This window comes from Carnimonas bestiolae, from assembly GCF_051251145.1.
GTDB lineage: Bacteria > Pseudomonadota > Gammaproteobacteria > Pseudomonadales > Halomonadaceae > Carnimonas > Carnimonas bestiolae.
The window spans coordinates 1-24911 of sequence record NZ_JBPCZK010000013.1; the positions used below are offsets into that span (position 1 = coordinate 1).

Consider the following 24911-nt stretch of genomic DNA (forward strand, 5'->3'; position numbering starts at 1 on the left):
AACCGCCAACCGCCAACCGCCAACCGCCAACCGCCAACCGCCAACCGCCAACCGCCAACCGCCAACCGCCAACCGCCAACCGCCAACCGCCAACCGCCAACCGCCAACCGCGTTCTCCTGACCTGTATTATTCAGGCAGCTGTATGCCTAGCGCACTAAGCGTTGTGATATCCATTTTACCGGATGCGGTGATATGAGACTCGCGCTGGTAGGCTTTCAGGGCACGCCGTGTTTGCGGGCCTAAAATGCCGTCGAGGGGGCCGTAATAGAACTTTCTCACCGTGAGTGCGATTTGAACGCGCAATACCAGATCTGAGAGCGTTTGAGTATTGATGCGCGAGGTGCGCGCCGGTGGGGTGGATGATGGCTCGCTGCCCGCGCTTGATAGTGATTGAACTTCGCGACTGCCGCTATCATACCCCGAGGCGCCGCTGCTCTCATAAGTGGTCGTTCTTGCTGGGGCCGGCGCTGGAGGTGGGGATGGCGGCGGTGTGTAGGAGCGCGCGTACGACCCGCTGTAGTGGGAGCTATGGGAACTATGCGAGCTGTGTGAGCTATGGGAACTGTGCGAGCGGTGCGCTGCGTACAGATTGACGGCGTCCAGTCGATTCAATGGATTGGTAAATTCGGGCGGGACGTCGTTATAGTCAAGCGCCGAGAAATTTTCCTGAGCATCTATGCCTGCATAGGCGGGTTGCAGGCTGGCGATAGGAATAAGTGCTGCCGAATGACTAATCAGCAGTTTCCAACGTTCTTTTAGTTTCATGCGAATGCCTCGGCATATTCAATAAGCTGTTCGTCACTCATCGGATGTACGCCGCGGCTTTGCCAGCGCTCTGAGTGCGATTTGAAAAAGCCTCCACACACGGTTGTTGCTGCACACTGACTGCAGGTATCGATATAAATGTTTTTCCAGTCGGAAATGCTCCGCCGGTAAAAGCGGACGAGCGACGCGTCCAAAATGCACAGGGGCAAGTTATAAATCGACACTGGGATACCCAGGATGTCCAGGTATTCGCAGGCTTCTTTCAGCTTGTCCTGATAATCCAGCGGGTCTATCCAAAGTTGGCCGTAGTTCTTTTTCGCCAGCCCCATGTTCTCTATGCCCATAAACGCGACATGGCGAACAAAGGGCATGTTGCGGAATATGAAGTAGGCCAGTGCTGGTAACCTGTGGACGGTCAGGTTGCTTAATACGACGCGTATTTCAATGCGCTGATGAGCGCGCGCTAGATTATAGATACCTTGAAGAGTCTCGGTGAACGCGCCCGGTGCCTGCACAACGTGGTCATGATCGCGGGCATTGTCTGCGTAGAGCGGAATACCCCACATTAGGCTGGGATGATCGATGTTTCGCAGTGCGTTTATCCAGAAGTTATCCGCTAACTGGCGCCCATTGCTAAGTAAATGAAGAGATTTATCGCCATTACATGCTTTGGCTTTCTTGAGTATGCGAAGCAAGCCGTCACGGTATAGTGTGGGCTCTCCACCGCTAATGCCTAGCTGCTCTTCTCCTGGGTCAACAAGATTTAGTAAGGCGAGATTCTCTTCGATGTGCCACGCATCGTCGACGTCTTTCGGCGGTTGCGAGCACATCAGACATTCGCTGTTGCAACGATCAGTAATGAATAGCAGGTTGCTGTTAGCCCCTCGTCGGTAAAGCACTCTGACCAGCGAAGAACGTGGATCCACGACGATCACGTCGCCCGGGTTTACTACCTCGCTATATTTTAGTGAATGGACGTGCGGGCCTTCTAAAACAATAGGTAGCGGTGGTTTACCTTGGGAAAAAAGGCCTCCTATCGGTAGTCCTTCAAGAGGAAGCTTCGCGGCGTTGGCATCTACCCACAGTAACAAGTCATCGTGCGTGGCAGATCCTGCGCAAGAGTGTGTGCCTTTGGCAATAAACTCTGAGAGGGTAATCACTTTGAACATGCGCGGCTGCGCTAAATTGTCGATACATGCGCGCGTCGTTAATCTCGCCATGGCAACAGTCTTCCAATATATGCAGGTCTAGTGTCGGCCAACCCACGTCATCAAGGTGTTTTGAGTTGTCGATGGTGCGTCCCGTAGCACTTCGAACAGGTGGCTCAGCAACTGTGTATTGCGCTGGCAAAAATGGCTGAACGCTCGATGTCCAATGGGGTCGGCTTGCCGCGCGTAGTGGTCGATAGGATCAGCTCCGCAGAAGTGCAGTAGTGCACAGTCGGCACATCCGGGCAGTGACTCGGCAACGCCAGCGGCCAGCAGTGAGTCAATAACAGGCGAGGCGAGCAATTCGGATAGCGGTAAAGCCACGCTTCCTAGGCACAGTTGGTCATCACCCATTTCCACCAGCATGCGCGATTCATCGGATGGATAGACCTTGCCGTCGTAGTTATACACAAGCACTCCGACGCCTGCGCCTGCGGGGGAGCGAAGGTCAACGTAGCCAGTCGCGAAAGGCGTTAGTATGTTGGTCAGAAACAGGCTGGCGAGCCCTTCTGATAGATAGTGCCCTTGCTGATTGAGCGCGATAATGTGATCGAGCGCTTTGCGATAAAAGTCGCTGTAGTCTGCTGCGGTGTAACTTAATCGCTTGGCAGAGCGCTCCGCGAATCCGTAAGGACTCAGCGGCCGTAACGAGATGCTGGAGAAGCCTTGCTTAACGTATTCGTCGACGATTTCTGTGGGGTAATCCAGGCTTTTACGAGTTAGCGTGGTCAATGCCGTAACGCTGCCATTGCCCATCTTGTCTCTGACGCGCTTCACGCCGTTCAAGGTACGTTGGTATGAATCCCTCGTTGGTGTCGGTCGGTTGGCGTTATGAAGGAATTCCGGCCCATCCAGCGAGGTTGAGAAGTGGATATTATGAGCGCTGGCGAAATTCAGCATGTGATCATCCAGATGGTGAAGCGTGCTGCTGATAACGAACTGAATATCCCGCTGCTCAGTAACGTTACGCTGGCTAATCTTCTCAACGATGTATTCGATACGCTCAAAGGCCAGCAGCGCTTCGCCGCCCTGAAACTCGACGGTCAGAGTGGGAGATGTCGACTCGAAAATACGCTCGATCGTATGATCGGCATCTTCTATCGACATATCGTGCATGCTGCCGCCAAGAGGTGCCCTGGAAACCTGACAGTACTGGCAGGTGTGGTTACATCGCAACGTTACGACAATGATGTGCAGGGCAACGCCGTCAGCAAGGAAGCTTTTTCTGCTTCTGTACTGTGCCGCCATTTCCGGCAATGGGTCGTGGACGTTGGGCTCAAATATAAAGTGGCGGGCCAGGAGGTCGCGATAAAGTGACGTACGTGAATCCAACCTTTTATTGATCAAATGATCTAACTGAGGCTCATCAAGATAAAGATGCTCGCCGGTTTCTGATGTGACCAATATATTCTTGTGCGCGCCATTTAATCGAAAAAAATTAAAAGGAAGCAATTGGTAGGGCGCATCAGTGGCGATGGTTCGCGAGAGAAGATTATTCATAGTGAGTCGAAAGAGCCGCTTTTATTAGCGTTTTCTTAATTTCCAGGGTTTCATTTTTTACTCTTTCTCGTAGCAGAAAATCATTGAGATTTCGCACAATCAAATCGATTGCCTCTCTCTGATGAAGCGGCGAGGCACCATGCGCTGGACGTATCGAGAGCGATAGATTACTGGACCCGTCACGGGTAACAAGGATGGTTAGTTTATCGGCTAGCCAGTAAATGGACTTTTCGACCACCGGCATTGGATAAATGCGTTCGTCGATATTGAGGCTGGTACTCCAAAGAAGTGTAACGGATTTTTCTGATTGATCTTTCATATGTACTTGGCGTCCTGCTGAATATCAATGACGCATAATGATAATAATTTTACTTGAGAATGGTTATTGATCCTGGTGATTTCGAGAATTATTCTCGATAAGTGACGAAAACGTTAGTCATAGAGGACCGATAGCATAATTATAGTACATGAAAATAATAGTGCAGGTGTTTTTAATATCAAAAAGACAAGCGAGGAGCTGGAAGCCATTTGGAAAGGGCACGCGCTCGTTTAGGAGTGTCAGGTTAGGTCGTTCGGCGAATATACTCGGCATCTTCTTGGCGGTGGCCGAGATAGGGCATTTCATCCCCATGCCGTTTATACCGGCAGTGGTGACGGTTGCCTTGCCGAGGCACTTCTCAAACAGCCCCTACGAACCCCAAGCCGCTTCCAGCGGCAGCGCTAGATCCCTAGTGCCAACTTGCAGACGTTGACGCTGGAAATGTGCCCATCACACCAAGTGAACAGTTAGACCAAAGCGATGACTGTTTACGGCATTGGGGGCTTGGCGGTTATTGCTCGCTATTCGCTGCTCGGCTTTATTTGCGTTTTGGGCAGTAGTGTGTGTCGAGGAAGCGCCACGTATGATCGCGGCGCTTGATGTTAGCTTACTGTGCGTTGATAGGGCCGCGCCATTGAATGGTGTCGCCTTTGTCTTCGCCAATTGTCACACCGCTTTGGCTTGGGCAGCCATAGTGCTCGATGGTCCTGCGGTCGGTGTCGCGCATGTTGCTATCGCCGCGAACCGTATTGGCGGTGCAAAAGGTTTCGTTGCTGCTTGAGGATGTAGAAGCGCTGAGGGATTCGCAGGCAGTTAGTGTTAACGCTATCGAGAGTGCCGCAGACAGCAGAATTAGTTGCTTATTCATCACAAGTTCTCTAACGGTAAGAGGAGAATAATTAAACACGCTATTCAAACGTGCTTCCGGGATATCGCAATCCCGCTGGTTTGATTTTAATACTAATTTAAGAATTGGAGTGGCATCTTGCGGCGCAGATGAGATGTTTTCCCTAATTTCGTGCGCTGAAGACATCCCTGGCCGCCTGTCTCCAGCGCATTTAGTTTACTGTTGTTATTTCCATAATGATTCATAATTGCCGATTAAATATCATTATTAGAGTGGTATAAATTTCTAATTACCGGCTCTACTCAATAGTAGGAGAGGTTTCGGTTGTTTAGCCTTTAGAAAATCGAAAAAATAACAACCATATCGATGGTAACCCATTGTTTTTTTGTACCGTTGATCGCCGTGGAGTGGCTTGGGGCACTATCACTGATGGGCAAGTGCTCGGTAATGGTTGTTATTACCATAAGTAATAGTTGTGTAAATCAGCCGTTACTCACTGCCACGTAAATTAATTACGCCGCCCGACGTGGTGTGGAGTGATGTTGATCATCTTATCGTTCGGCCGTCCATAGATTTGGTTACCCAGCTACTCATTAGGATTCTTAATATTTCGTTACCCTGCTAGCTAATTTTGGTGGGTGGTCTAAGCTGCAAGAGTGGTTGGTGTATCGCTGGACGGGTAGAAGCAATCCAGCCATGCGCGTTGCTCCAAGATGGCGGCGCATGCAGGTGTCGAGGCCTCTCTTCTTGAGAGCTTGATGCTTGGTGATCGTTCGCACGTTAACACGCATGACGCTCAATATCCTGCTTAGTAGCGGGAACTGGAGCGGCTGAAGGCAGCTTCGTGGGGCTAGCACGGAGATGTGAATGGGATCGTTCCCATCATTCTATGAGGGTATATTGACATGTCGGAATACGGAAAATTTATCGATGAGTTGCATGGGGTAGGATATGTAATCAATGAGGTCACGCGTTGTCTTGATGACACGTGGCTGAATGATGCAGTGAGCTACTTTGCGTCTATCCCCAATGCTCTTTTACATCATTCCACGCCAACACGCCTCAGCGTATTGGACAACGATTATCACATCCCGCCGCCTGACACCGAGTACCAAGCAGAACACTCGCCTACGGTAGCGGAATTTTACGGCGCTGCGGTTGCCGAAGCCGCTCTTAATTCTGAATCGCCTGAAGGGTTGGAACCCTTTGAGATTGATGGTCGCCAGGCTGAATTGGTTGATCTCGTGTCTGGCACCTCTGCCAGGGTGTGGCAAACTACCGACGACCATCAGGTGATTGTGTCCTTTGCGTTCTCCAGTGGGGGAGACACTGTCTTGACCAACCCGCTGCAGCTTCCTGGTCAGTTTCTTGCTAACGTGCCTCCGGCGGCTGGCGTAGTGTCGGTAGGGCAAGAAGACGCCGTTGCGTTTACCAATTACATTGCAGAGGTCGCTAACGAACGCGGTATTTCCTCTAACAATATTTTTGTTACTGGTCATTCGTTGGGCGCAGGAACTGCCGAGTATGTTGCGCAGCAAACTGGAGTCGGCGGCGTGGCCTTCGCTGGGCAAGGTATTGTGCCCTCTGACAGCGCGGTGGGCGATGGCTCCAACTTTATCAACATGATTACTTATGGTGATCCATGGGGAACGCTGTCGTCCGATATTGAAGGTACCCAGCCCATTGCGGCCGATTTTGATCCGGAGAACGGAAAGCATCCTCACTGGGGCAACGTGGTGTTATTAGGCAATGTACAAGAGCAGGAGGAACTTCAAGATACTTTCAACAAACCGTTCCACGACAATGCGCTGTATTTCCTGGTGAAATTTTTTGAACGTGGTATCTCGTTCCATTTTCCGGGCAATCAGGGCGCTGATCTAGGAATTGAAGCGGGGGGCTCGATAGTTTCCGCTTTTCCCGGCACGCACCAGCATGGTGAAGTGTTTGATGCGGGTAATTTAACGATTGCCGAAACGCTGGCGGCCAATGAAGAACGTACCGATTACCATGCAGCCTCGTTGCCCGACAGTGAGCCGGAGGTGCCGGCAGCCCTAACTGAGGCCGCCGCCGCCAACGTAAGCGCTGATGTGTCAGACAGCGTACTGTCCGAGCTAACGGGGGGTGAGCCTGGTTCGGCGCAAGGTGGCATGGCAGCACTTGCCGATGTGGTAGGAGTGGTAGGTGCCGATGCGGGTGTGCAGCTGGACGCAGTCGCGTAATTCCTGCAGCGGCATCCCGTAGAGAACACCGTGCGGATCGTCACCGCGCGGTTTTTTTCGGGTATTACTTACAAGGCTAATGGTAGCGGCATTGGTTACTCTTCGGTGCCAGCTGAATATCATCGCTTGGTAGGCTCTGGCCAAGCTGCGAGGCGCACCGCCAGCAAGCATGTCTTCCCGCACGTGATGTGTAGCCCGCAGGGCAACTTCGTTGCGCGGCAATAAAAGCGTGAATCTAATTAATATGTTGCGTGTTTTGTGAGGGGCTAGCCCGATGCTTAGCCAATTGCTCATGCGTCTACTGCTCGTTTCACTCGCGTGCTCCATTTATAACGGCGTAGATACGCACATTATTGTGGTTGGCAACTTCATCGCCGGTTTGCGCTGAAGCCTAGCAGTGACGCACTGGTTGCCAGTTAGTGGCAGCGTCGGGGTCACTAGTGAGCGAATATGCGATGAAGCGATGTCACTATATAGCCATCTGTTATTGGCATAATAAAGCCTCGGTTGACTTCATAGCTTGCGAATTATTAGAGGTGTACTAATTTTCGTATTTAGGTGTATTGAATGTGTAATGAATGTCAGGTCTGTTCCATCATGCGATTCGGCTGCTGAACGTAATAGTGGGCAGTAGCACGAGGGCGGGTAGCTCCGCGGCGCTATGGACGATGGTGGTATTGATGGTTTCGGCAAGGCCACGATAAAAGCGTGGAGCAACAATGGCTTCGGCCAACTAAAAAAACACGACGCGAAGCGTTATTCATTATTGCATGGAGACATTCGAAATGTCCGAATACGGGAAACTGATCGATGGCTGGCATGGCGTAGGCCACCTTGTCAACGAAGTAACGCGCCTCTTCGACGACTCTTGGATTAACGGGACAGCGAGCTTTTTTGCGTCGCTTCCCAACGCATTTTTCCATCACTCAACCCCCACCCGAATTAGCGAACTGGATAGCGATTACCAGATTCCGTTGCCCGATATCGAATATCAAGCGACGCACTCGCCCACCATGGAACAGTTTTTCGATGCGGCCAACGCATCGTACGCGATCAGAGGCACGGCTCCTGAAGGGCTAGAGCCATTTGAAATCGATGGACGACAGGCGGAATTGGTCGACCTGGTGTCCGGCATGTCGGCGCGGGTGTGGGAAACCACCGATAACCATCAGTTGATTGTGTCATTTTCACCCTCCGGTGGTGGCTTGACCTTGCTAACCAATCCGTTTCAGGTGCCTGGCCAATTTATTAGCAATGTGCCTACCGCCACTGGATGGGAATCTGTTGGCCAGCAAGATGCGGTGAAGTTTGTCAGCTACGTTGCTGACGCTGCCAATGAACGTGGTATTTCCTCCGACGATATCTTTGTCACCGGACATTCTCTGGGCGGTGCGCTGGCCCAATATGTTGGGCAGCAGACCGGCCTGGGCGGCGTCAGTTGGGCCGGTCAAGGGATAGTGCCATCCGATAACGCGGTGGGCGATGGATCCAATTTCATTAGCGTAGTGACGTATGGTGATCCATGGGCCACGCTGTCTTCGGATGTTGAAGGAGTACAGCCAATGGCGGCTGACTTCGATGTGGAAAACGGCGTGCACCCGCACTGGGGTACGGTAGTTCTCGTGGGAGACGTCAACGATCAGGTGGATCTTCACGACCTATATGCCGCGCCGCTTCATGACAACGCGCTGGTGTTTGTCGTTGAATTTCTGGCTCGTGGTTTTTCTCACCACTTCCCGGCTAACCAGGGATTGGATTTGGGCATTACACCGGAAATTCCAAGAACGGATTGGTTCCCCGGCGCTAAACAGCACGGCGAGCTATTCGATGTCGCTGATCACACGATCGCTGAAACGATAGTGGCCAACGACGAACGCACCGATTACCACGACCTCGCGCTGCCTGACACCGAAACTGATGCGCAATCGCTGTTGGCGCAGGCAATCAACGCCAACGTCAGCGATGATGCAATGGCGCAGCTTGATAGCAGCGCTGACCTTGCCTCGGTCGACAGCGATGTCGCTGCCGCGCTGGCTCAGGTTGTGGGCGTGGCGGGTGCCGACGATGCAGCACAGTTGGACGCCGTGGCCTGATTGCCGCAAAGATCGCAGTATCCTGATCAAGCCATCATCGCTGTGCGATGGTGGTTTTTTCATGTCGCATGATTATGTCGGCGTCGATACGATGCGGCTGAGCGTTGGTGACTGCAGCTGTAGTAACAGTAGGGCGACGCTGGCTTCGTGGCTGCTAACCTTAAATTTAGTTTAGTTTCGGCGAATATTGCCGAGATTAGCGTTCATTTAACATCGCTGTAGCATCTCCTCAACACAATGAACCTTCATTTATAGCGCTGCTGCGCACGCTGCCAATGCCGGCCGACGCATTGATGCAACGTGCTGCGTTAGCGCGCCATGCAAGGAGGTTCGTGTGTCTGACTCAGGGTCAATTATTGATAGGTTCCAGCCGCTAGCGTCTCGTCTTGATGAAGCAACGCGCGGTCTGGACGGTTCGTCGACCAACATCGCCAAAAGTTTTTTTGCTTCGCTACCGCAAGCGTATTTTCACCACTCGACGCCAACCGACCTGCGCGTCCTCGATAACGATTACGAGATTCCCCAGCCTGATGCACAGTATCAGGCGGCGCATTCGCCGACGATGTCGCAATTTATCGATGCGGCCAATGCCGAGTACGTGCTGGAAGGCGATGCGCCGGACGGCTTGGCTCCCTACACCATCAATGGTCGGCAGGCGGAGCTGGTTGATGTGGCCTCTGGGCTTTCTGCGCGAGTGTGGCAAACCACCGACGACCATCCGCAGCTGATTGTGGCCTTCTCTGGTTCAGGCGGTGGCGATACGTCCGAGGTCAACCCCAGTCAAATGGCGGGCCAATACGCCTCCAATTTGCCTACGGCCGCTGGCCTAACCTCAGCCGCTCAGGATGATGCCTTGAAATATACTGGCTACATCGCTGAAAACGCGAGCAAGCACGGCATTTCCTCCGACGATATCTTTGTTACGGGCCACTCGCTGGGCGGCGGCGAAGCTGAATATGTCGCCCAGCAAACCGGGCTCGGTGGCATTAGTTTTTCTGGGCAAGGCATCGCCCCCTCCGAGAGTGCCGTGGGTGATGGCTCGAACTTCATTTCCGTGGTCAATTACGGGGATGTCTGGGGCAGTCTGGCGTCAGACGTTGAGGGCGTACAGCCGCTCGCCGCTGAATTCGATAGCGAGAATGGGGTCCACCCGCACTGGGGTAACGTTGTGATGGTGGGGGACGTGCAGGATCAGATCGAACTGTCTGAGCGGATGTCTGACCCCGCCAACAACAACGGCATCGGTTTCTTGCAAGAGTTCAACGATCACAAGCAGGCGTTCCATTATCCGGGCAATCAAGCGTTGAACTTAGGCGTTGAGCTTTCCCTTTATTCAATAGATCAGGATGCCGGTGCCGAACAGCGTGGTGAGGTGTTCGATGTGGCCGATCAGGGCATTGGTGAGGTAATCGCCGCTAATGCGGAACGCGACGACTATCACGATGCTAGCCTGCCTGAAGCCGATGACGCACAGCCCGATGTGTCATCGCTTGCGTTGGCCGATTGGGCCGATGTCGTGGGCTCAGCGGATAATGCCCAGACCGTTTCGTTTGATGCACTCGCCTAGCGAGTAGCGCAGCCGCTGGTGTTAACGCGCCGTGGGAGACATCTCTCGCGGCGCGTTTTGTTTGGTAGATATCAATATTGCGCCAGGGATGCCGTTATTTCATTCGGGAAGGCGCACCTGACGGTGCGTCTGTTTAGGAGTGATCAACAAGGATGGCGAGCCATGGCGGTGTTATCCCGGCAACCTTTCGTGCAGGCTATCGAACGCTATCCAGCGCTTGCGGCGCAGTTGGCGGCCGCCTACGTTCAGCTCAACGGCAATGACGCACAACAACGGTTAGCGCCATCACCTTGTTCGTGGCGGCTGGGTGCGAGTTTCGCGCGCTGGCAGCCGCTTCTGATACGTGGCTTAACGCCTGAGTTGGTGCTGATGGTGGGCAGCTGTGGCCGCTATATTTACGTGAAGCATATTCTGCCGCTAAGCGATTACCGCTTGCTGTGCTCGCTAACCCCGATGAATGAGCAACGGCCATGAGCGCTGTGCAGTTGGCTCGGATGCTGTTCGACGAGGCTGGCTATATTGCAAGCATTGCATCGGCGGGTGAATACCAGCAAGCATGTAGTCTGCTAGAAGAATTGATGGATGATGCGTTTCCCGACCCGCGGTTGATCGGCGTCTTGGCGCGCTCGCTGGCGCAATGGGAAACGCAGTCAGCAGCGTTCTCTGCCTTCAATCGCGACGTGTTACGTTTGGAAAATGCCAAAGAGGATATTGGGCCTTTGGAGTAAAGTAGCGGAAGCTTTATCGATAACGAAAAAACGCCGACGCTATACACTAACGTCGGCGTTTTCGTTGGTAGTGCTACACAGCCCCCTGGCGCGCAGATACGGCGCAGGGGGTTGAACTCAGGAAGGGGTGTGAATCAGCTTACGGTTGAGGAATTCCTCAATACCGAATTCAGAGAGTTCACGGCCATAGCCTGAATTGCCCACACCGCCGAACGGCAGCTCGGGAGCGGTATCGGTGGGTTTGTTGATAAACACCATGCCGGTTTCGATCAACTCGGCTACTTTCACGCCGCGCTCGATATTGGTGGTATATACCGAGCCGCCCAATCCGTAGGGGCTATCGTTGGCCAGCTTGATGGCTTCCTCTTCGCTGGATACCGAATGAATAATCGCGACCGGGCCGAAGATTTCTTCGTAGTAGACGGGGTTATCCTTGGTCACATTGGTCAGAATGCCAGCTTCCATAAAGAAGCCTTTGCGATCAATTCGTTTGCCGCCGGTCACCAATGTCGCACCGTGGTCGACCGCCTTTTGTACCTGATCCAGCGCATTCTTCATGGCGTCTTCGCTACTCATCGGGCCATGAGTGGTGCTTTCGTCCAGAGGATCGCCGTATTTGAACTCTTTGAGCGCGTCGGTGAGGCGGCGCGTGAATTCGTCGACCAGCGATTCATGCACAATCATACGCTTGGCTGAGGTACATACCTGACCGTTGTTCGACATACGGCCCGCTGCTGCGCAGGGAATTACCTGATCCAGATCGGCATCGTCGAGTACCACGAAGGCGTCAGCGCCGCCCAGTTCGAGCGTAGATTTCTTCAGCGCCTTACCGGCCTGTGCGGCCACTGCGCTACCGGCGCGTTCACTGCCGGTCAGCGCTACACCGCGTACTTCGAAGCGGCTGATCAACTGTTCGGACTGATCGTTGCTAATAAAGAGGTTGGTGTAAGCGCCTTCCGGTGCTCCGGCATCCTTGAACAGCGATTCGAAGCCGAGCGCACACTGCGGTACGCCGGGTGCGTGCTTCACCATCACCACGTTGCCTGCCATCAGGTTAGGGGCCGCTACGCGCGCCAGCTGATAGTAGGGGAAGTTCCAGGGCTCTACGCAGTAGATGACGCCCAGCGATTGACTGATCACGGTCGCATTGCCGGTATCGGTATCGATCTTTTTAGGCGCTAGCGTTTTTTCTGCGATGTCGGCGTAGTACGCCAGAATATCGGCGGACAGCTCGATTTCAGCCAAGGCTTCCTTATAAGCCTTGCCCATATCGGTGGCGATTAGTCGCGCGTGCTTCTCTTTATCGCGACGCAGTACGTCGGCCGCGCCCTGAACTACCTTGCGGCGTTCTTCAAAGGAGCGGAATTTCCAATCGTTGCTCCACAATGCATGAGCGGTGTCCAGCTTGGCGAACATTTGCTCGTCGGTGTGGGTATCGAACTCTTTCTCTACTTCACCTGTGGCAGGGTTAACGGTGCGATACTGACTCATGATTGCTCCTCTTAATAAAGGATCCTAATGGATCGAAGGGCGTTACGTCGTGCATGGGTGACTCACGTCGGACGCTCGGTCGTGGCGACATCTGACTGTGCTACAGCGCTCGTATCGGAAACTGCATCATCATCCATGTTGCGCGCTGATAGCTAACGTTCTTTAGTGTAGCTGGTTTGATTCAATCGCTATTCACCGCGTGGGAAGCGCTGATCCTCTTCCAATGTATTGAGGTCCATGTGGTTACGCATGTAGCGCTCGCTGGCTGCTTGCAGCGGCTGATAGTCCCATGGGAAGTAATGGCCTTGGCGCAGTGCTTTATATACCACCAAGCGCCGTGCCTGGCTCTCTCTCACTTCGTTGTCAAAGCGGGTCATGTTCCAGCGTTCAGCAACACGTGCAGCGAAGCGGGCAGCGAGCTCCGCGTAAGCTTCTTCCTCTATTAGGTTGTGGGACTCGTGCGGGTCGTTTTCAAGGTCAAATAGCTGCGGAGGGTCGAGTTCGCAGTGATTGTACTTGTAGCGCCCATCGCGCAGCGTCACCAGCGGTGCTTCTGTCCCCTCGGCGGCGTACTCCATTGCCACCGGTGCGTGGCCACCTTCACCGCGTAGCAGCGGCAGCAGCGATTCGCCGTCGCTCCAGGGGCTGACTTCGCTAAGATCGATGCCTACCAGATCGGCTAGCGTCGCGTTCAGGTCGAGTGTCGACACCGGCGTGTCTATAGTGCCGCCTTGCTGCCCGGGCAATTGGATCGCGAGGGGAACGCGTGCAGAGCCTTCGCGCGGGCTCATCTTGAACCACAAACCGCGCTCGCCCAGCATGTCGCCGTGGTCAGAAAGAAACAGCACGATGGTGTTGTCGCGCATGCGGGTGCGTTCGAGAACGTCGAGCAGCGAACCGAATTTATCGTCAATAAATGACAGGTTCGCGAAATAGCCGCGCCGTGCGCGCTGGATATCGCGGTCGGTGATCTCGAATTTCTCGAATTCGCTCGCCTTCATTAGTCGCTGTGAGTGGGCATCCTGCTGCTGGAAGGGTACGGCGGGAATCTCGGGCATCAGCGCGGGGCAGTCCTCGTAACGATCCCAGTAACTGCGGCGCGCAACATAGGGATCATGCGGGTGAGTGAAGCTGACGGTCATGCACCACGGGCGCTGATCGTGACCTCGCGCCAGATTGAACAATGCCTGCTCGGCGAAAAAGGCCACTTCGTCGTCGTATTCCATCTGGTTCGAGGTTTCGGCCACGCCCGCCCCAGTGACCGAACCAAGGTTGTGATACCACCAGTCAATACGCTCGCCGGGCTTGCGGTAGTCGGGCGTCCAGCCGAAGTCGGCGGGATAGACATCGGTAGTCAGGCGCTTTTCGAAGCCGTGCAGCTGATCGGGGCCGACAAAGTGCATCTTGCCCGACAGCAACGTCTGATAGCCGGCACGACGCAGATGATGGGCGTAAGTGGGCAGGCTGGAAGGAAATTCGGCGGCGTTGTCGTAGACGCCAGTATGCGAAGGCAGTTGGCCGGTCATTAGCGACGCGCGGGCCGGTGAGCACAGCGGGCTGCCAGTGTAGCTGTTGGAGAAGTTGGTCGCTTGCGCAAACCAGCGACGCAGGTGAGGGACTTTCAGGTAGTCGGCTGGGCCGTTCTCGAACAGGCGTCCATTCACCTGATCGGCGATCACTATCAATATATTCGGGCGCTTGTTCATTTTATCGTCCATATCGTTGCGAACTTCGGATCCATTCAGCACGGTAGCGGTGGTAGCGCACTACGTCTACCGCTCGCCCTGTTATCGAGGTGGTCTCTACGCGGTACGATGAGGCTCGTATAGATACAGCAACGGCGCCTAAGGGGCAGGCGCCGCTGATTGGTGGCCTTGCGAGCACGCGCTCAATATTTGCTGATGTGCTGAGGCTGGTTGCTGTTGAGAGCAAATGCCGAGCACTGTGTCGCCGCTCGGCAAGGTACCCCGATACGACGTTAGAACTCCTCGTATTCGGCCGGGTCCTGATCGTTAATGCGGCCGTCGGGGCGATCGAGGCGCTTGATTGCAGCCATCTCATCATCGCTGAGCGCGAAGTCGAACAGCTCGAGGTTTTGCTTCTGGCGCTCAGGATTGGATGATTTCGGAATTGCCAGCACGCCAAGCTGGAAATGCCAGCGCAAGATGATCTGCACGATGCTCTTGTCGTAGCGGGCCGCAATCTCCTGAAGATGTTGATCTTCCAGCAGCGCCGACGCACGGCCCAGCGGGCTCCAGGCTTCAGTCACAATGTTGTGCTTGGCATCGAAGGCACGCTGCTTATCCTGCGCGAAGTAGGGAGACAGCTCTACCTGGTTGACGGCAGGTGCCACGCCGGTCTCCTTGATCAAGGTGTCGATGTGCTCGGGCAAAAAGTTGCTCACGCCAATCGACTTCACCAAGCCGCGCTTCTGAGCATCAATCAGCGCCTGCCAGGCTTCTACAAAAAGGCCCTGCTTAGGGTTTGGCCAATGAATCAGGTAGAGATCAAGGTAGTCGAGGCCGGTGCGGTAGAGTGATTCTTCGATCGTCACTACGGCTTGATCGTACTTGTGATGGCGGCCCGGTAGCTTCGATGCCACGAACAATTGATCGCGTGGGACTTCACTCTGACGCACCGCTTGGCCTACCGCACCTTCGTTTTCGTAGTTGAAGGCAGAATCAAGTAGCCGATAGCCGCGACTAATAGCGGCCATCATGCTGTCGATGCCTTCCCGGCCGTTGAGCTGATAGGTGCCGAACCCTATAACCGGCAGGTGGTTGCCGTCGTTGAGTGTGAACGTGGGGATATCCGCACGGCTCATGGCGTTCTCCTTCAGGGGTGAATAAAACAAACAGGGTTATTTACGTGACGCCTCCACGCTAGAGGGGCGCGTCACGATGTACACCGCAGTGGCAATCATGATCAGAGCAATGCCGCCAATCAGCACGAACGGTAGCCCAATAATCAGCATCAGAATCACGCTCGCTGTCATCGAGCCGACGGCCAGCCATTTGGCGTAGCGGGGAATGACGCCGTGATCACGCCAGCGGGTAAGCGGCGGGCCGAACACCGGATGCTGATAAAGCCAGCGATGCAGGCGCGGTGAGCCGCGCTCGAATGCCCAGGCGGCAACAATCAGAAACGGTACTGTGGGCATTACGGGTAGAAAAGCGCCTATTACGGCTAGCGCCACGAATAGCCACCCGACGCCAAGGTATATCCAGCGGGTGGTAGGGGAAACGTTGGTTGGTTCTTCCATGACTCACTCCAGCGTGGGTCGCAGTGGAAAACCTTAAGAATACGTAAAAGTAACGGTGCTGCGCCAGTACCGTATCAGTATCAAATAGATGAAGGTGCGTAGCGAGCCGGTGAGTAGACCGCGTAAAGGCAGTTTGCCCCGCCAGCCACTAGCGTTCGGCGGCGGCTATGCTGTCAATGATGCAACTGCGCTTCCCAGGGGGGCGGGTCGGGAAATTGCTCGACCAGGAAGTCGATAAGAACGCGCACCTTCAGCGCCAGATGGCGGCTGGAGGGGTACAGCACGTAGATACCGTGGTTGGGAGGAGTGACGTTCTCGCGCAGTATTTCTCTGACGCGTCCGGTGCGGATGGCGCGGTCAGCCACAAATGCCGGCGAGCGCGCAATGCCGAGGCCGCTTTCGGCAGCCTTGAGGCAGGCTTCCGGATTGGAGAGCCTGATTCTACCGTTAACAGTCACTGATATATCCGAGTTGGCACACGAAAACCGCCACGATGAGGGCTCGGACAGATTAGTGTCGATAATGCACTCGTGTTCGCCGAGCTGTTGAGGCTTGGTGGGCTCGCCATGATGCTCGAGGTAGGCGGGCGAGGCGACCGTCAGTACGCTGGCGCTGCATAGGCGACGCGCAATCAGACGGCTATCGGCGGGAATGCCGATACGCACCGCAGCATCGAAGCCTTCATCGACCAGACTGACAAATTTATCGCTGAAGCTGACATCCAGCTGGATGTCGGGATAGCGTTCGGCAAACTGGTTGAGCACGGGCACTAGCTGACTAACACCGAAGGAAAGCGGGGCAGTAATGCGCAGCCGCCCCGACGGCTTGCTCGATGAGTGCTGAACGGCATTATCGAGCTCGTCGATTTGGGTGAGCAACGCGCGAACCCGCTCGTAATAGAACTGCCCGATTTCAGTGGCAGAGAGGGCGCGCGTGGTGCGTGTGATAAGTTGCACGCCAAGGTCGGATTCGAGCCGGGAAATCAGCTTGGATGCCTTGGCAGCACTGATGCCCAACCGCTCGGCAGCGCGCGAAAAGCTCCCGCTTTCCAGCACCGCGACCAGCATGCGGTCACATTCGAGACGATCCATGCGTTGCCCTCTACTGCACTGCAGCCCTGGTGACCGTAAAGGTGATCATCCAGCGCTATGTATTTACTGCGACAGCTCTACGTTATGGTAGATAGTTTGCACATCATCCAGATCGTTGAGCAGATCGCATAGCTTCTCGAACTGGGCGAGGTCGTCCCCTTCAAGCGTCATGGTTGACTGCGGCAAAAACTGAATTTCAGCGGTGTCGAAGTCGAGGTTGCCATATTGCTCGGTAAGCGCCTGAGTGGTTTTGCCATACTCAGTAGGCGGCACGAAGACGTTGATCTGGTCGTCGTCCTGCTCGATATCGGTGACATCGACATCGGCCATCATCAGCGCTTCAAGCACGCTCTCTTCGTTGCGCTCGGCATCGGCCTTGAAAGAGAAAATCGCCGTGTGATTAAACATGTGCGATACCGTGCCCTGGGTGCCGATCTTGCATTTGCTTTTGGTAAAGCTGCCGCGCACATCACCAAAGGTACGGTTAGGATTGTCGGTCAGGCATTCAACGATCAGCATCGAGTTGGCGGGGCCAAACCCTTCGTAGCGAGCGGGTGAGTAATCTTCGCCGCCGACGCCGCTGGCCTTTTCCAGCGCTTTATCGATGACGTGACCCGGCACCTGATCCTTTTTGGCACGGTCGATCATGCTGCGCAGCGCAAGGTTGGCGCTGGGGTCGGCGCCGCCGTGCTTGGCACACACGTAAAGCTCGCGACCGTATTTGCTGTATACCTTGGTTTTTGCTGCGGCAGTTTTGGCCATGGAGGCCTTGCGGTTTTCGAACGTCCTTCCCATCGTGGTTTCCCTAATCTAGTGACGCCAAGAGTGTACTCGACCCAGCGCCGCGAGGGGAGAGCCACAGATTATGGAAACGTCGATTTGGTCAGTAAAGTCTGGGCAAATTTAACTACATTGCGCTGTTTTCCAGCTTAATTGTTCCGTTTTTGATTACTATTCCTTATGACGTCAGCGCACGAGGCGTATTTCAGGTAAGCAGCGAGCAGCACTAAATCTGCTATTGCGCGCTTGGCGCGCGTGGTCAATCCATTGGCATTATAGGCAACGGTGCGGCCCACCGAGCTATGACGAACCAAGATATTCGTGTTATTTCCTTTCTGAAGCATATTAAGCGTCGCTGGCACGTCTTGGCGTCAGCAGGGCATGTTTCGTAAACGCGTCTGTGGCGATCGTAAAATCTCTCGCTATAAGTAGTTTTTCTCTATATTTCAGTATGTTGGGTTTGGTTTAAGCGCTTGGGATCGTGACAATGAGCGCTCAGCATCGAAAGCTGCAAGGTTTGTCGGCGATGCAGCGCGCCTAACAGGCATTCCATAACGTCCATGAGTACGCGTATACTGGCGCTAATTTATTTCACATATGAACTAACATAGTGGCAACCGTTATGAATCGGCTTGAGAAACGCTTCGCGGCCACTCAGCGCCACATCGAGATCACTCAACGCTCGCACCCTGAATTTCCGACCGATGCCGCGCTGGTGGTCCGGTTAATCAAACACCTGTTTCGCGAAATTCAGGATCAGGCCAACGCCGTGCTTCGTGGCTGGGGCCTTAATCATTCCGAATACAACATTCTGATGATGCTATATGGCTCTGAGCACTACGCCATGACGCCGTCTGAGCTGGGCGAGTGTACCGGTGAGAAGCAGACCAATATCACGCGTTTGATTACCCAACTGTGTGAAAAGGACATGGTGAGCCGCGCCCCCAGCCCCGATGATGGGCGCAAAACGCTGCTGACCATGACTGAGACGGGATTAGCCACAGTAGAAGCGTTCATTCCGCCCATCTCGCGCTTGCTGAATCTGGAAACGGCCAGTTTGTCGTCGCTGGAGCAGCAGATGCTGAAGCTGCTGCTGCACAAGCTGTTGGCGGGCATGGCGCTGGAAGGTGAGGAAATAGCCGATGTCATCGAGGAGTGATGACATTGCTAGCGCCTCGAGGTGGCTGGACAACCTGAACAGCGCGTTGAGGGTCGAACTGCCGCACTGGGTGTATATCGGGCGTGCGCTGCTGGCACTGTTTATTACCGGCTGGTTGGCGCTGCGCTTCAACCTGCAGTCGCCCTCTACGGCCATGCTGACTACGGTGCTGATTCTTAACCGGCAGTCGGGGATGATTATCGCCAAAAGCTTTTACCGCACCATTGGTACGGTAATCGGTGCGATCGTCTCGGTGCTACTGATCGCGCTGTACGCCCAGCACAGCGAGTTGTTTTTGCTCGGGTTTTCCAGTTGGATAGCGCTGTGTGCGGGCGGGGCGGGATTTATGCGTAATTTCAAATCCTACGCCTTCGTACTGAGCGGCTATACCACCACCTTTATTACCTTATCGAGCTATCAGCACCCCGAAATGGTGTTTAACGATGCGGTGGCACGTTGTAGTGAGGTGATGCTGGGCATCATCGTGACTACCGTGGTGCATGAGGTGGTGTTCCCGGTGCGCATGGGTAAATCACTGTGGGCGCAGGCGCAATCGCAGTTTGAGATGTTGTTCGGTTTTTTCAACCGTGTGCGGCCGGGCGATATCGATAACAGGTCGTTTATCAAGGATCAGGTAGACGCCATGCAACTGGCGGTGCAGTTCGAAGATCTGCGCTCTTCCGCTATCTTCGAAGACACTGGCCTGATGGCGCGCTCGGCGCGCTTCCAACATGCGAATCAGCGCTTCATGGAGTCCTGTGCCAGCTTTCATGCATTGCATGCCTACTGCGCGCGTATGCTGGCTCGTGAGCAGCACGATGCTTATGAGCGTATCTTGCTGCTTTACGATCAGTTGTGTGAAGCCGTGGGAGAGGGGCCTTACGGCGGTCGTGAAGGGCGTGCCATGGTTGAGCGCTTACAGCGCGGCCGAGCGCAGGTGCTGTCGCATTCCGGCGTTCTGGAACAGCAACTGGCAGCACAGCCGGATCAGGCGCGCGCGTTGGACACCGCCAGTGCGCTGCTGCTGCGGCTAATTGATGAACTGATTGCCTATGCGCAAAGCACTGACAAACTCTATAACGCCTCGCCGGCCCTGTTTGTTAGCAACGTGGTCAGCTTTAGCCGCGTGACCGATTTTGCCCCCGCCTTGATAAATGTTGCGCGCGCTTTTCTAGCGATGATGGCGGTGGGATGGTTCTGGTTTGAATCGAGCTGGTCGGGCGGTGAAAACGTGCTGCTCAATACCGGGATCTACTGCGCGCTGTTTGCCAGTACGCCTAACCCTGCCAAAACTACCTACGAAGTAGGCATCGGCTATGCGATAGCCTGTGTGGCGGTGTTTCTCTTCAAATTTCTGGTCATGCCGCATATTGACGGCTACGGGCTGCTGGTCACGACCTATATTCCTTTTATCCTGGTCGGCTTTGTGATCATGGTGCAGATGGGGCGTTTTGGTATTGGGCTCGGGTACTGTATCTGCTTTGTCTATATTACCGGGCTTGCCAATGTGCAGCCCTATGACGTAACCCAATTTATCAACAGTGCATTGGCGCAGCTGTTTGGAATTGCCACCGCGATTGCCGCTTATACGATCATCCCTCCCGCGGGGCGCTTCAAATGGGTAGCCAGGCGGCTGCAAAAGCGCATGGATCATCAAGTGCAGCGCGCAGCCACTTCCTCGCTTAGTGGGATCGCGGGACGCCTCGAAAGCCAGAATCGTGACCTCTTCAATCAGTTGATGAGTCAGGTGCAGGACGTCGAATCCAGCCCCTTGGTCGAACGCGCGCTGATTGTCTGCGGGACGGGCCGCACCATCGTTGAGCTGCGTCTGGCGCTCGAACAGCAGCAGACACTTGCCAGTGAGATTCGCCGCGCCGTGCGCAGCGCTATCGAACAAACGGTACTGCTATTCCGCATGCCTACTGCTGAGCGCTATCAGCGTACTCAGGCGGCGGTACTACAGGCAGAGGCGCTGGTCTCGCAGGCGGATGAGGCCGCGCCGACATTGCGCCGCAGTGTGCACGTGCTCGCGGCAGACATCGAGCATGCCGGCAAACGCTTGGTAGAAGATGCTGGTCTCGGGCTTTATGACAGCCACGCTGGGCAGCCTGAATAACAAGAGGAGAGCAACCGATGCCGAGAGAAGTGATGCTGGGCGATGCGCTGGCGCCCGGTTTATTGGTGTTATTTGTTGCCTCACTGCTGTTGATGTGGGGAATTGACAAGCTGGCCGCCCGCTACGGTGTTTATCACTACGTGTGGCACCCGGGGCTATTTCGATTGGCGTTGTTCACGAGCGTGTTTGCGTTGATAGGGCTGGTTTTCTTTTAATTGAGCGTCAAGTGAGTAATCGAATGAACTCGGTGAAGGTGTTTCGCGCGTTGATCACGCTTGCGATGTTCGTCATCGCCATCGTGCTGGCCTACGTACTATGGTCCCACTACATGTATTCGCCGTGGACGCGTGATGGCCGTATTCGCGCCTACGTCACCAAGGTGGCCCCCGATGTAAGCGGGCTGGTCACGGATGTGAAGGTGGCAGACAACGAACTGGTGCATCGTGGTCAAACGTTGATGGTGGTCGATACGTCTCGCTATCAGTTGGCGCTGGCTGATGCCCAGTCGGCACTCAATCGAGCGCGTGCCAACTATCGTCAGGCGGTGTCTCAGGCCAACAGTGCGAAAGCGACGGTGGAAGCCAAGCGCAGCAGCTATGAGATGTACGCCGATCGCGCTGAGCGCCGTCGCCACCTATCATCGACGGCTATTTCGCGTGAGGACTTGTCGGATGCTATCTCAACGGCCAGCACGGCCCAGGCCGAATATCAGCAGGCCCTGCAGGAACTGCAAGAGCAGCGTGATGCGGTCAATGTCGCTCAGGTAGCTATCCAGCAAGCACAGGTCAGTGTTAATCAGGCCCAGCTCAACCTTGATCGCACCGAGGTCAAGGCGGCCACCGATGGCTATGTCACTAACGTGAACGTGCGCGTGGGCGACTACGCCGATGCGGGCCAACAGCAAATGGCGTTAATCGATAGCAATAGCTTTTATATTTATGGCTACTTCGAAGAGACCAAACTACCCCACCTGAAAATTGGTGATAAGGCCGATATTCGCCTGATGGCCGGTGGGACTCATGTTGAAGGACGGGTCACCGGCATTGCGCGTGGGATTGGCGACACTGAAAACACCAACAGTGAAAACCAACTGTTGGATGTGAACCCCACCTTCGACTGGGTGCGATTAGCACAGCGGGTGCCGGTGCGCATCGAGATCGACCCTGCCACGGTACCCAAGGATACCGTGCTGTTTTCTGGCATGACCGCTACTGTCAATCTGAAGCCCAGTGATTCCGACGACGGTGAACCGGCAGTCTCTGTACAGCAGTAACCTATCGCCGGTGGCTGCGTTACGTCAGCACAGCCCCTAATAACGCAACACCCCGATCATCCGCCAACAATGGGTGATCGGGGTGTTGCTATTGCGATACTGCAAAGGTGTCTAAGAGAAGGAATCGTTTGGGCTGTCGGGCTGCTTGGAAACGGCCGGTGCTGCTTGATGGCGAATGTGCTCGGGGCGGAACCCAAGCCCCATCAGCCTTCCGGCCAAGCGTGCCAGCACCGGCGATCCGGCCAGCGCGCGCACGAAACGCGGCGGCCCTTTGCGTTCAGGGGCTGCTGCGGCATCGGAAGATGCCGTTGTGTGCTGGTTTGGGGGCGTTTGGTCAGCCGCTGCGGTGTCGTTGCTGGTGCTATCGGCGTCGTCAGGCTTCTGGCGGCGTTTCATCATCAGTTGCAGTTTTTGAGTGGCGCGGGTAGGGAAGCGGCGGCGTTTTTCTACCTTGGCAAGATGCTTGTCTTTCAGTCGGCCTTCGCGCAGCGGGGCCGCAAGAATATTGGCGGTTGCTACCGCATCCTGAATGGCCAGGTTGACGCCCACGCCGCCAATCGGTGACATCGCGTGCGCCGCATCACCGATAAACAGCAGCCCCGGTTTCCACCAGCGCTCGAGTCGATCAATCCTGACGCGCAGCAAAAACACATCGTTCCAGCGCTCTATCTCCTGCATACGCTCGGTGGGTAGCGGCAGTGCCTCGCCGACTTCCTCACGGAAGGCGTCCAGTCCGGCAGCCTTGATATCATCGAAACTGCCCTTGCGAATTACGTAGCCGCACTGCCAGTAATCGCCGCGGTCGATCAGCACAATGCCCATGCGCGGGCCGCCGTGGCCCATGGTGTAGGGCGGATCGTTAGGCTGATGACTGAGCTTCATCCACAGTACGTCGGTGGGTACCCCAAAGGCATTGACCTGCATACCAGCGTGCTCACGCACCTTCGAGTGACGACCGTCTGCGCCCACTACCAGGTCTGCATGCAGAGTGATATCACCGTCAAGTGAGGTTGCCTTGATACCGGTGATACGCCCGTTGCTATTCGTCAGCTCAGTCACTTCGGTGCGCATCAGCAGCCGGAAGTTGGGATATTTACGTGCTTCGCGCGCGATGAAGTCGAGGAAATCCCATTGCGCCATGAACGCGATAAATCGGCATTTGCTTTTTAGCCGTGAGAAGTCGGCGATGGTGACCTGCTGTCCACCCATCTCGGCATGCAACTGCTCGGCGCGGGTATGCGGAATCTTCAGCACTTCATCCAGTAGCCCGAGTTCATCCATGACATCGAGCGTAGAGGGATGCACGGTGTCACCGCGGAAATCGCGCAGAAAGTCGGCGTGTTTCTCGACCACGGTGACCGTTACTCCCGCACGCGCCAGCAGCAGGCCCAGCATCAATCCACCGGGGCCGCCCCCGGCAATGATGCATTGCTGATGTTCAACCTGGGCACCGTGTGATCCAGCGTGGCTCATGGAGTCGGCTCTCGACGTGAGGAAATCGGTGCAGGCGGCAGGACGCTGCGCGCTGCGGCTATGGTGGCAATATCGCTCGGCGTGGTACGGCAGCAGCCTCCAATCAAGCGTGCGCCCAGTGCGTACCATTTGCTGATGTGCTGTGAGAGGCCTGCGCTATCAGGTGCGGCAGTGGGGCTCCAGCATTTGCTTTGCGCATCGTAGTGTTCACCCGAGTTTGGGTAGACCACCAAGGGTTTGCAAGTGTGTGGCGAAAGTTGACCGAGTAGCGAGGAGATAAATTCAGGCTGTGTACAGTTTACGCCCAGCGCGACCACTTGTGGCTGCTCGTCCAGCCACGCCGCGCACTCAGCGATTGGGGTGCCATCATTGATGTCGCTGCCATTACGCGCGCTGAAGGTCACCCACGCACGGGCCTGAGGATAATCCTCCAGTAGCCGTACCAGGGTGACCACTTCGCTGAACGAGGGCTGAGTTTCGATGGCGAGAATATCGACCCCAGCGTCGAGCAGGGCGTCGATGCGCGGACGATGGAAGGCTTTGAGCAGTGGCTCGGAGATTGTGTAGTCGCCGCTGTACTCGGAGCCATCGGCGAGATAAGCGCCGTAGGGACCGACCGAGCCTGCTACGAGAGGGCGTACACCCGCTCCCGCGCGCTCGTGGCAGTGTTCATCAGCGGCTTCACGGGCAAGGCTGACCGAGCGCTTGATCAGCTCAAGGGCCTGCTGCTCGCTCACGCCAATCGCAGCAAATCCTTCCAGCGAAGCTTGATAGCTAGCGGTAATCGCAACATCTGCGCCGGCATCAAAGTAGGCGCGGTGCGCGCGTTTGATCAGTTCCGGATTGTCGAGCAGCAGCCGTGCCGACCACAACTGCGTAGCAAGCGTTGCGCCTTGCGCTTCGACTTCATTGGAAAGTCCGCCATCCACGACCAGCATCTGCTGCTCGGCAAGCAGTGACGCGAGATCGAGTGGCAACCTGTGTTGATTCATTCGGTACCGCCAAGCGGGCCATTGGCT

Annotated in this window: 22 protein-coding genes; 9 read left to right on the forward strand and 13 right to left on the reverse strand. The window is 55.2% G+C overall.

Features of this window, described 5'->3' with window-relative positions; genetic code table 11:
• Positions 1–127 precede the first annotated feature (127 nt).
• The 5 genes from hxsA to R84865_RS12440 form a co-directional block, all read right to left on the reverse strand.
• Complete coding sequence (gene hxsA / locus R84865_RS12420) at positions 128–766, reverse strand: His-Xaa-Ser repeat protein HxsA (protein WP_435639826.1); 639 nt, start codon at positions 764–766, stop codon at positions 128–130.
• On the reverse strand, positions 763–1986 hold the full coding sequence (gene hxsC, locus R84865_RS12425; protein WP_435639827.1) for a His-Xaa-Ser system radical SAM maturase HxsC: 1224 nt from the start codon (positions 1984–1986) through the stop codon (positions 763–765). The genes hxsA and hxsC overlap by 4 nt, the downstream gene beginning before the upstream one ends.
• Before the next feature lie 27 nt (positions 1987–2013).
• Positions 2014–3474: a His-Xaa-Ser system radical SAM maturase HxsB gene (gene hxsB / locus R84865_RS12430; protein ID WP_435639828.1), complete on the reverse strand. Its 1461-nt coding sequence runs from the start codon at positions 3472–3474 to the stop codon at positions 2014–2016.
• Positions 3467–3793 (reverse strand): His-Xaa-Ser system protein HxsD, encoded by a 327-nt coding sequence (hxsD, locus tag R84865_RS12435; protein WP_435631424.1) that lies wholly within the window; start codon positions 3791–3793, stop codon positions 3467–3469. Before hxsD ends, hxsB begins: the two co-directional genes overlap by 8 nt.
• A gap of 607 nt (positions 3794–4400) precedes the next feature.
• Positions 4401–4661, reverse strand: coding sequence for a hypothetical protein (locus R84865_RS12440; RefSeq protein WP_435631425.1), 261 nt, complete (start codon positions 4659–4661; stop codon positions 4401–4403).
• Positions 4662–5545: 884 nt separating this feature from the next.
• Between R84865_RS12440 and R84865_RS12445 the strand changes: the two genes are divergently transcribed.
• From R84865_RS12445 to R84865_RS12465, 5 genes are all read left to right on the forward strand, one after another.
• The gene (locus tag R84865_RS12445) at positions 5546–6859 is read left to right on the forward strand and encodes an alpha/beta hydrolase family protein (RefSeq protein WP_435639829.1); all 1314 of its coding nucleotides are present in this window, start codon (positions 5546–5548) and stop codon (positions 6857–6859) included.
• Positions 6860–7644: 785 nt separating this feature from the next.
• A complete protein-coding gene (locus R84865_RS12450) occupies positions 7645–8952 on the forward strand; it encodes an alpha/beta hydrolase family protein (RefSeq protein ID WP_435639830.1) in 1308 nt (435 codons plus the stop codon).
• Positions 8953–9286: 334 nt separating this feature from the next.
• Positions 9287–10519 carry a Tle-like phospholipase domain-containing protein gene (locus R84865_RS12455; RefSeq protein ID WP_435639831.1) on the forward strand — a complete coding sequence of 411 codons (1233 nt, stop codon included), beginning with the start codon at positions 9287–9289 and terminating at the stop codon, positions 10517–10519.
• A 162-nt stretch (positions 10520–10681) separates the two neighbouring features.
• Entirely contained in the window at positions 10682–10993 is a 312-nt protein-coding gene (locus R84865_RS12460) for a hypothetical protein (protein WP_435639832.1), read from the forward strand.
• Entirely contained in the window at positions 10990–11247 is a 258-nt protein-coding gene (locus tag R84865_RS12465; protein ID WP_435637575.1) for a hypothetical protein, read from the forward strand. The genes R84865_RS12460 and R84865_RS12465 overlap by 4 nt, the downstream gene beginning before the upstream one ends.
• 117 nt (positions 11248–11364) lie before the next feature.
• Here R84865_RS12465 and R84865_RS12470 read toward each other — a convergent pair whose 3' ends face one another.
• The 6 genes from R84865_RS12470 to R84865_RS12495 form a co-directional block, all read right to left on the reverse strand.
• Positions 11365–12738 carry an NAD-dependent succinate-semialdehyde dehydrogenase gene (locus R84865_RS12470; protein WP_435639833.1) on the reverse strand — a complete coding sequence of 458 codons (1374 nt, stop codon included), beginning with the start codon at positions 12736–12738 and terminating at the stop codon, positions 11365–11367.
• A gap of 188 nt (positions 12739–12926) precedes the next feature.
• Positions 12927–14444 (reverse strand): choline-sulfatase, encoded by a 1518-nt coding sequence (gene betC, locus R84865_RS12475; protein WP_435639834.1) that lies wholly within the window; start codon positions 14442–14444, stop codon positions 12927–12929.
• A 272-nt stretch (positions 14445–14716) separates the two neighbouring features.
• A complete protein-coding gene (locus R84865_RS12480) occupies positions 14717–15562 on the reverse strand; it encodes an aldo/keto reductase (RefSeq protein WP_435639835.1) in 846 nt (281 codons plus the stop codon).
• Between the two features lie 36 nt (positions 15563–15598).
• Positions 15599–16000 carry a YbaN family protein gene (locus R84865_RS12485; RefSeq protein WP_435631434.1) on the reverse strand — a complete coding sequence of 134 codons (402 nt, stop codon included), beginning with the start codon at positions 15998–16000 and terminating at the stop codon, positions 15599–15601.
• Positions 16001–16173: 173 nt separating this feature from the next.
• Positions 16174–17091: a LysR family transcriptional regulator gene (locus tag R84865_RS12490; RefSeq protein WP_435631435.1), complete on the reverse strand. Its 918-nt coding sequence runs from the start codon at positions 17089–17091 to the stop codon at positions 16174–16176.
• Positions 17092–17154: 63 nt separating this feature from the next.
• Positions 17155–17886, reverse strand: a complete 732-nt coding sequence (locus R84865_RS12495; RefSeq protein WP_435631436.1) for a YebC/PmpR family DNA-binding transcriptional regulator — start codon at positions 17884–17886, stop codon at positions 17155–17157.
• 595 nt (positions 17887–18481) lie between these two features.
• Here R84865_RS12495 and R84865_RS12500 point away from each other — a divergent pair.
• The 4 genes from R84865_RS12500 to R84865_RS12515 are packed head-to-tail and all read left to right on the forward strand — an operon-like array spanning position 18482 to position 22419.
• On the forward strand, positions 18482–19030 hold the full coding sequence (locus R84865_RS12500) for a MarR family winged helix-turn-helix transcriptional regulator (RefSeq protein WP_435637572.1): 549 nt from the start codon (positions 18482–18484) through the stop codon (positions 19028–19030).
• Positions 19014–21146, forward strand: coding sequence for an FUSC family protein (locus tag R84865_RS12505; RefSeq protein ID WP_435639836.1), 2133 nt, complete (start codon positions 19014–19016; stop codon positions 21144–21146). The genes R84865_RS12500 and R84865_RS12505 overlap by 17 nt, the downstream gene beginning before the upstream one ends.
• Positions 21147–21163: 17 nt before the next feature.
• Positions 21164–21361: a DUF1656 domain-containing protein gene (locus R84865_RS12510; protein ID WP_435631439.1), complete on the forward strand. Its 198-nt coding sequence runs from the start codon at positions 21164–21166 to the stop codon at positions 21359–21361.
• An 11-nt stretch (positions 21362–21372) separates the two neighbouring features.
• Positions 21373–22419, forward strand: a complete 1047-nt coding sequence (locus R84865_RS12515; protein ID WP_435639837.1) for an HlyD family secretion protein — start codon at positions 21373–21375, stop codon at positions 22417–22419.
• 111 nt (positions 22420–22530) lie between these two features.
• On the opposite strand, the gene R84865_RS12520 is transcribed toward R84865_RS12515, so the two are convergent.
• Together R84865_RS12520 and mmuM are read right to left on the reverse strand one after the other, a co-directional pair.
• Positions 22531–23892, reverse strand: a complete 1362-nt coding sequence (locus R84865_RS12520) for an FAD-dependent oxidoreductase (RefSeq protein WP_435637569.1) — start codon at positions 23890–23892, stop codon at positions 22531–22533.
• Positions 23889–24884, reverse strand: a complete 996-nt coding sequence (gene mmuM, locus R84865_RS12525; RefSeq protein WP_435639838.1) for a homocysteine S-methyltransferase — start codon at positions 24882–24884, stop codon at positions 23889–23891. The genes R84865_RS12520 and mmuM overlap by 4 nt, the downstream gene beginning before the upstream one ends.
• Positions 24885–24911: the final 27 nt, after the last annotated feature.